Annotated in this window: 7 protein-coding genes; 5 read left to right on the top strand and 2 right to left on the bottom strand. The window is 41.7% G+C overall.

What is annotated here, in order from left to right; translation table 11 throughout:
• Nucleotides 1–211: 211 nt before the first annotated feature.
• Nucleotides 212–931, bottom strand: a complete 720-nt coding sequence (locus IM450_RS15700) for a TerC family protein (protein ID WP_002803652.1) — start codon at nt 929–931, stop codon at nt 212–214.
• A 189-nt stretch (nt 932–1120) separates the two neighbouring features.
• On the opposite strand from IM450_RS15700, the gene psaM reads away from it, so the two are divergent.
• From psaM to IM450_RS15675, 5 genes are all read left to right on the top strand, one after another.
• Nucleotides 1121–1213: a photosystem I reaction center subunit XII gene (psaM, locus tag IM450_RS15695; protein WP_012264462.1), complete on the top strand. Its 93-nt coding sequence runs from the start codon at nt 1121–1123 to the stop codon at nt 1211–1213.
• Between the two features lie 282 nt (nt 1214–1495).
• Entirely contained in the window at nt 1496–1846 is a 351-nt protein-coding gene (locus tag IM450_RS15690; RefSeq protein ID WP_287671334.1) for a hypothetical protein, read from the top strand.
• Between the two features lie 51 nt (nt 1847–1897).
• The gene (locus IM450_RS15685; protein WP_287671337.1) at nt 1898–3202 is read left to right on the top strand and encodes a glycoside hydrolase family 15 protein; all 1305 of its coding nucleotides are present in this window, start codon (nt 1898–1900) and stop codon (nt 3200–3202) included.
• 235 nt (nt 3203–3437) lie between these two features.
• Nucleotides 3438–4982 (top strand): hypothetical protein, encoded by a 1545-nt coding sequence (locus IM450_RS15680; RefSeq protein WP_287671339.1) that lies wholly within the window; start codon nt 3438–3440, stop codon nt 4980–4982.
• 328 nt (nt 4983–5310) lie between these two features.
• A complete protein-coding gene (locus IM450_RS15675; RefSeq protein ID WP_287671342.1) occupies nt 5311–6438 on the top strand; it encodes a THUMP domain-containing class I SAM-dependent RNA methyltransferase in 1128 nt (375 codons plus the stop codon).
• On the opposite strand, the gene mdh is transcribed toward IM450_RS15675, so the two are convergent.
• Nucleotides 6439–7416 (bottom strand): malate dehydrogenase, encoded by a 978-nt coding sequence (gene mdh / locus IM450_RS15670; protein WP_287671344.1) that lies wholly within the window; start codon nt 7414–7416, stop codon nt 6439–6441.
• Nucleotides 7417–7423 lie beyond the last annotated feature (7 nt).

Here is a 7423-nt window from a genome sequence, read left to right as displayed (position 1 = left end):
TAGTCAGTTACCTAATTTTCAGGGAAAAAGTACCTGAATTTTACCCCCGATCCCTCCAATGGTCGGCACTTTTTGAGGTCAAAAAAGTCTAAAAGCCTTATCCAACAAGGTTTTTAGATTTATTCAGCAAGCCCTAGATAGTCAACAGCTTAACTGATAACTGATTCAAGGCTGTCTCCTGAATACTGAATACTGAATACTGAGGGTTATTTTATGGCAATTTATCAGATGGGATGGTATCACTCTCTACGGGTTCTCGATCGTTGCGTTTTGAGAAACCCCAAGCAAAGAGGATAGCAATTAAACTGATCATAATCCATTCTGGCGGCACAAAATCGGGACTAATCACCCGCAACAGCAATCTTAAACCCACCAAACCGACGGTGACAAAACCAGCATCTTCTAGGTGGGTGTATTCCTCTAACCAGCGAATAAATAAACCCGCCATAAAGCGCAGGGTAACTACTCCGATCGTACCACCAAGCAGGATCAACCAAGTATCATCGGCCACGGCGATGGAGGTGGTGACACTATCGAGGGAAAAAGCTAAATCGGTAACGGCAATGAGGGGGATAGCTTGCCAGAGAGATTGAAACTGGAGACTATGATGGGTGTGGTCTTTGTCTTCCGGGGAGGCAAAGTAATTAAAGACTAACCAGAGCAAATATACTGCTCCCAAAAGTTCAAACTGCCAGTATTTAACCACCCAGGTGGCGGTAAGAATCAAGACCATACGGAGAATATAGGCGAAAACTAAGCCAATATTCAAGGCCTGACGTTGACGCTGATGATCTCCTAATCCCTGTGCTATGGAAGCGAGAGCAATGGCGTTATCTGCTGATAATACCGCTTCTAGGGCAATGAGAACCAACAGAATTAACGGGGTTTTTAGACTAAGGGTTAGAGATGAATCAAGGAGCGAGTCTAACATTGAGGCCGCAGGTAAAAATAAATGTAATCATGGCAATACTTCAGCTTAACGCTTTTACAACTTTCTTTTCTAGGGGAGATAACCGTCATCGGGGTGGGGAGATATGAAGTCTTGTAACGAAATGATGCAGAGGACCCCGATGATGTCGGAAAGTATTGGATGAATATCTTTATGAGGAGATAATCAGCAATGCTTTCTGATACTCAAGTTTTAGTCGCTCTGGTAATTGCTTTAATCCCCGGGATTTTGGCTTTTCGTCTAGCGACGGAACTTTATAAGTAAAGTCGCTTTCAATAAACCCTGATCCCGTCTGACCTAGCTATAGGATAGACCGATTGGGGTTTTTTTGGTTATCGGTCATCAGTTATCAGTGATTGGGTGTAAATTGAAAGTAATTAAGTAGGTAGGCGTTAAAAGTTGTCAGATGCCCCCCTTATCAAGGGGGGATTAAGGGGGGATCCCCACCCCCCTGATCAAGGGGGGATTAAAGGCAAAATCCATTTTTAAATTATAACCAGCTACTTAGCCACCTTTCTGACCGATTTTACTTGTACTCATAAATCTATGACCGCACGAACACGAAACCAAACCGACAAAAAAACACCAAAAAAGCCAAAAAGCGGCAATAAATCCAAAAACTGGCAAGTTATCGAGATTTGGCTGCGAATTATTGCCTATAGCGGTCTTTCCATCACGGCAGTTTTTGCGATCGCTCGTTTGCTACCCTACCAACAGATGCAACAGGCAAAACTGGAAGAAGTACGTTTGGCAGCCCAAGAAAAGGAGGAACGCGTCAATCAATTGCGCGGTCAATTTACTCGCAGCTTTGATCCTAGTCAAGCGCGGCAAGTCATGGGGGAACAAAGTCCCCGACGGGATCCCAATCAAAGACGCATTTTTTGGGTTTCTCAGTAGAATTTATCGGAATAAATTCGTTTTTGAGCAGATTATTGGGGTATTTTGCCGATGCTAGTTGTTCACAACGAAAAAATTCTCGATTTCATTAAATACCGCTACTCTCTGGGGTATCTTCAGAGATTATCTGCGTTTTTGTCGGAAAATGATGTCTTGAGTTTTCCCCGGCTAGAAAATGGCTTATTTCCAGCAGCATTAGTCAGTAATGAGACAGAATACACCGGATATGCCAATGTTTGGCTGAGGGATAACGTTTATCTGGCCTATTCTCACTATATTATCGGACAGACAGCGATCGCTGTCAAGAATATTCAGACTTTGATGAACTATTTTCAAAAGTTCCAAAGGCGTTTTATTAATATTATCCAAGGTCGGGTTAATCCTGAAAAGATCATGGAACGTCCTCATATTCGTTTTGAGGGACGTACACTGACGGAAATTGACCAAGTTTGGCAACACGCACAAAATGATGCCCTTGGCTATTTTCTCTGGTTTTATTGTCGTTTGGCACGGGAAAAATATATTCAGCTTTCCCCCGATTGTCTAGAAACAATTGCCCTATTCCCCTTATATTTTCAAGCGATTAGTTATTGGCAGGATGAGGATAGCGGTCACTGGGAAGAAACCCGCAAAATAGAAGCATCTAGCATCGGGGTTGTGGTAGCGGGATTACGCGAATTAAAAAGGTTATTAATCGAGACAGAGATAAATCTCACAGCCGAAAATCGCAGGATTACACCGGCATTTTTAGCGGACTTAATTGAGATAGGAGAACAAGCTTTATACCGTATTTTACCAGCCGAGTGTCTTCTACCAGTAGCGCAGGCAAGAAGTTATGATGCAGCCCTACTTTTTTTGATTTATCCCTTACAAGTGGTGGAGACAAATATCGCCGATCAAATTCTTAATAATGTTATCGTTCACCTTCAGGGAGATTACGGTATTCGTCGCTATTTAGGTGATTCTTTTTGGTGTCGAGACTATCGCTTAATTCCCCCAGAAATCCGCACCACGGTATCGACAGAAAGGGAAAGTTGGTTACAGGAACAAGGGAGAGGATTAAACCTAGGCGAAGAAGCACAATGGTGTATTTTTGATCCGATTATTTCTGCCATTTTTGCCCTTAAATTCCAGAGTACAGGTCAGGAAAAATACCTCAACCTACAAACCCATTACTTCAATCGTTCTCTCGGACAAATTACGGGAAAAGATTCCCCCGTGGGTGAGTTTAAATGTCCCGAATTATACTATCTAGAACAGGGAAAATATATTCCTAATGATGCCACTCCTCTCCTTTGGACACAGGCTAATTTACAAATCGCTCTGGAACTAATTAAGAAAAGTTTAAGCCAATAGTGTAATTCTAAATAGCTGGTTATAATTCAATTAAAAATGGATTTTAGGTTTGATCCCCCCTGCCCCCCTTGATAAGGGGGGTGCCGATAGGCGGGGGGATCTACCCTTGATAAGGGGGGTGTCGATAGGCGGGGGGATCTACCCTTGATAAGGTGGGTGTCTGATAATTTTTAACGACTACCTACTTATTTGACCAGATAAAATTACAACTATATATAAATTCGGGAGTTAAAAAATGCCTAATAACAACAATCAACCCGATATCAATAAAGCGATCGATGTGTGTATGGAGGAGTATAAAACCCTGAGAACGGAAATTTTACAAACCGTGCAAAATCGCAGTAATGTTATTGTCTTTGGGGGTGGTTTAGTTTTGACTTTACTGGGAATTGGGATCAGTCCCATCGCTAATCTTCCCATCATGAAAGAGACAACAACTATTACTAGAATACCCACAAATACAACTACAATAGAAACGACAAAAGGAGAAAAAAAAACGACAAAAGGAGAAACAACACAAACGACAATATCTCATCCAAAAGCGGATAGTGATCACACAAATCAAGAAACAAATTCAGGGTTAGTTATTAAAGAAAAAGACACAGAAATAGAAACAATATCTCCACAAAAACAGGACTTTTATGATATTCCAATTGCACAGCGAATTCCTTCAGCCATTATTCTGGGAATAATGGTTCCCGCCTCTTGTGGATTGATCATCCTTCTTGTTCATGCAAATACTTATCTGATTGTTAGAATTGGTAGATATATTGCCACTAATATTGAGCCTAAAATTAATGATTTATACTTTAATAATTTACCTAGTGGTCAAAAGCCTATTATTTGGGAAAGCTATATGCAGACTTTAAAAACTGAAGCAGAAGAAAATGATTGGGTTACGGTCGTTTTTGGTGGTATTGCAGTAGTCGCAAATATAGGTGGTATTTTTTCCATATTCAACATAGCAGAATTAAAAATAGCAGAATTAAACATAGCATTAATATTGGACAAGGGACTATTATTTTCGTTATTAGCAATAATATTAGGGATAGTTTTTTTTGCAATAATTATATTTTTCTTATGGGGGTTATGGGGGGGATGGAAAACGAGAAAAAAAATTGCCGAGTTAAGAGACGGTGAAGGAAGTTTAAAAAAAATCTGGTACAAAGGAATTAACATAGAAAATAAAGAGGTGAAAAGTACACGAATATTTTGGAAGTCTAACTATAGAGTATGGGAAATGTATCAAATATGGGAAATGTATCAAATAGTAGAATCAATGATTGATGATAGAAATAAGGCTATTATTGAGATAGAAAATGACTCATTAAAGTCGAGACTGCAAACTTTAGGTGAAGTTGACCTAGCTAATCAAGTACAGAAGACTAAAGATTCGATGAAAGCACAAGGAGCAGATAAACAATACCTTTTAAATAAACTTATTAATGATTGTTTTAAAAATCTTCTTAATAAAATTAAAAATTACAGTAGAACTACGAAATATAATCCAACTTTCTATTTTAATTTAGACAATGGTGGAGTAAAAGACGTTAACAATATCCCAGAATTACTCGAATTATGTATAGATAATCCCAATAAATTTAAAGAACACATGGACAAAGGAGATTTTGAGCGTTGGCTGGATAATATAGAGATAGGGGAAACAGAACTAGCAAATATAGCTCAGGCAACTCGCGAGAAAATTTTCCCCAACGATAATGAGCGCCTACATTATTTTCTCAGAGAATGCTGTCTAGTCTTGATTGGGAGAAACCCTTAATATTTCCTAACAAAAACTTGATTTGATCGCCGACTACCTGCAAGATAAAGAAAGAGCGTATGAGATAGGGAATTTACAAGGGGATAAAAATTAAAATCTTTGGCTCTCTTATTCCCCGTATGATGAGTTTAACTTAATATAGGATCGATCGATCTTTGTGTCCTTTGTGTCTTTGTGGTTCGCTCCACTCCCCCGCCAGCCCAACTGTATCTTAGAATATATTTTACCCACCAAACTCAAGAGAGCCAATCTTTCTGATTTCAAGCTACCAACGACCGGCGCTAGTCACTGAAACCTGAAAACTGATAACTGATAACTGATAACTGAAATGACTCGATCCTATTTTGCTACTACCGCGAGGGGACTAGAAGAAATTGCCGCTAGGGAATTAGAATGCCTAGGGGCCAAAGAAGTGAAACCCGTATTCACGGGAGTCCATTTTCAGGGAGATCTGGCCCTACTCTATCGAGTCAATCTTTGGTCAAGAATTATTTTTCGGGTTTTGGTTCCCATTGCCGAAATTCCCTGTGGGGATGGGAAGGAACTGTATGATGGCATTCAAGCCATTGATTGGCGCGATTATCTCACCAGTGAGGAAACTTTAGCGGTACAATGTACGGGAACGAACGATCGCCTCAATCACACCCATTACACCGCCTTAAGCATCAAAAACGCTATTATCGACCAACAGCGTCAACAGGGGAATCCCCGTTCTTTTGTGGATACAGAAAATCCCGACCTGCAAATTAACGCTCATATCGAGAAAAATCGCTGTGTGCTTAGTTTAGATAGTTCTGGTCACAGTTTACATCGTCGCGGGTATCATCGGGCCATGGGAGTCGCACCTCTGAAAGAAAGTCTCGCCGCTGCTTTGGTAGAATTATCGGCATGGCAGGATGATATGGCACTTTTAGACCCTTTTTGTGGTTCGGGAACCATTGTCATCGAAGCGACGTTAAAAGCTTTAAATATTGCCCCCGGTTTATCTCGTTCCCAGTTCGGATTTCAGAAATGGCCAGACTATCAACCGGATTTATGGCAATCTTTGCTTCAGGAAGCTAAAGAAAAACAAAAATCTCAGCTAAATGCGCCAATTTATGCTAGTGATGCCGATTATGAGGTTCTACATCAGGCCGAGGATAATGCCTATTTTTGTCAAGTGCAGGACCACATTAATTTTAGCTTGCAAAGCATCACCGACTTAGAACCGACGAGCGATCGAGGGATTATTCTCTGTAATCCCCCTTACGGCAAAAGATTGGGCAATACCGAAGAATTAGGGACCCTATATAAATCCTTCGGTGATGTCTTAAAACAGAGGTTTAAGGGTTGGACAGCCTATATTTTATCGGGAAACAAAGAACTGACCAAACAAATCGGCCTGCGTTCTTCCCGTCGCACTCCCTTGTATAACGGTTCTTTGCCCTGTACCCTCTTAAAATACGAATTGTATTAACTACATCAAAACCTTGAGACTGTCAAGGGCTAAATGAACATTTTGACGAACTGAGGCAGCAGAAGTGTGTAGATCCAGACGTTCAGAATCGGTTAAACGCACTTCCAGAATACTTTCCACACCCCGACATCCTAAGCGACAGGGAACCCCCAGATAAACATCCTGTAAACCGTATTCACCCTTGAGATAGGCTGCCGCCGGCAGTAAACGGGATTGATTTCTCAATATCGTCTCGACCATGGTACAGGCAGAGGAAGCAGGGGCGTAATAAGCGCCGCCAGTTTGCAGTAATTTGACGATTTCAGCCCCACCGTTGCGAGTTCTCTCCACTAGACGATTAATCGTCATCTCGTCCATTAATTCGGTAATCGGCACACCACTGACGGTACAGTAACGGGGTAGGGGTAACATTAAATCACCGTGACCACCCAAAACCATAGCATGAACGTCGGCGGTACTAACCCCCAATTCCATGGCGATAAAGGTTTGTAAACGGGAAGAATCGAGGACTCCGGCCATTCCCATCACTCTTTGGGGGGGTAAACCGGTTGCTTGCCAGACTAGATAGGTCATCACATCAAGGGGATTAGTGATGACGATAAAAATGGCCTCTGGAGAATACTTGAGGCATTTAGTGGCGGCCTCGACGACAATTTTGGCATTGACATTCATGAGATCATCGCGACTCATGCCCGGTTTTCTGGCTAATCCAGCCGTAATCACGACAATATTCGAGCCTGCCGTGTCTTCATAGTTATTAGTGCCGATAATCTCGCTGTCGTGCAGTTCTATGCCCTGAGCTTCCATCAAATCTAGGGCAATACCCTGGGGCAAACCATTGACGATATCGAGGAGAACCACATCGGCGAGGTTTTTTTCGGCGATGCGTTGGGCCAAGGTGCGTCCGACGTTACCGGCACCAATAACCGAGACTCGGGGCGATTGGCAGGGGATGAGTGTATCGTAGAAGTCAACCATGATTTAT

The organism is Microcystis sp. M083S1 (assembly GCF_020246405.1).
GTDB classification, from domain to species: Bacteria; Cyanobacteriota; Cyanobacteriia; order Cyanobacteriales; family Microcystaceae; genus Microcystis; species Microcystis aeruginosa_C.
The sequence above is the reverse complement of the archived record's forward strand: the minus strand, read 5'-3'. Positions and strand labels throughout refer to the sequence as shown.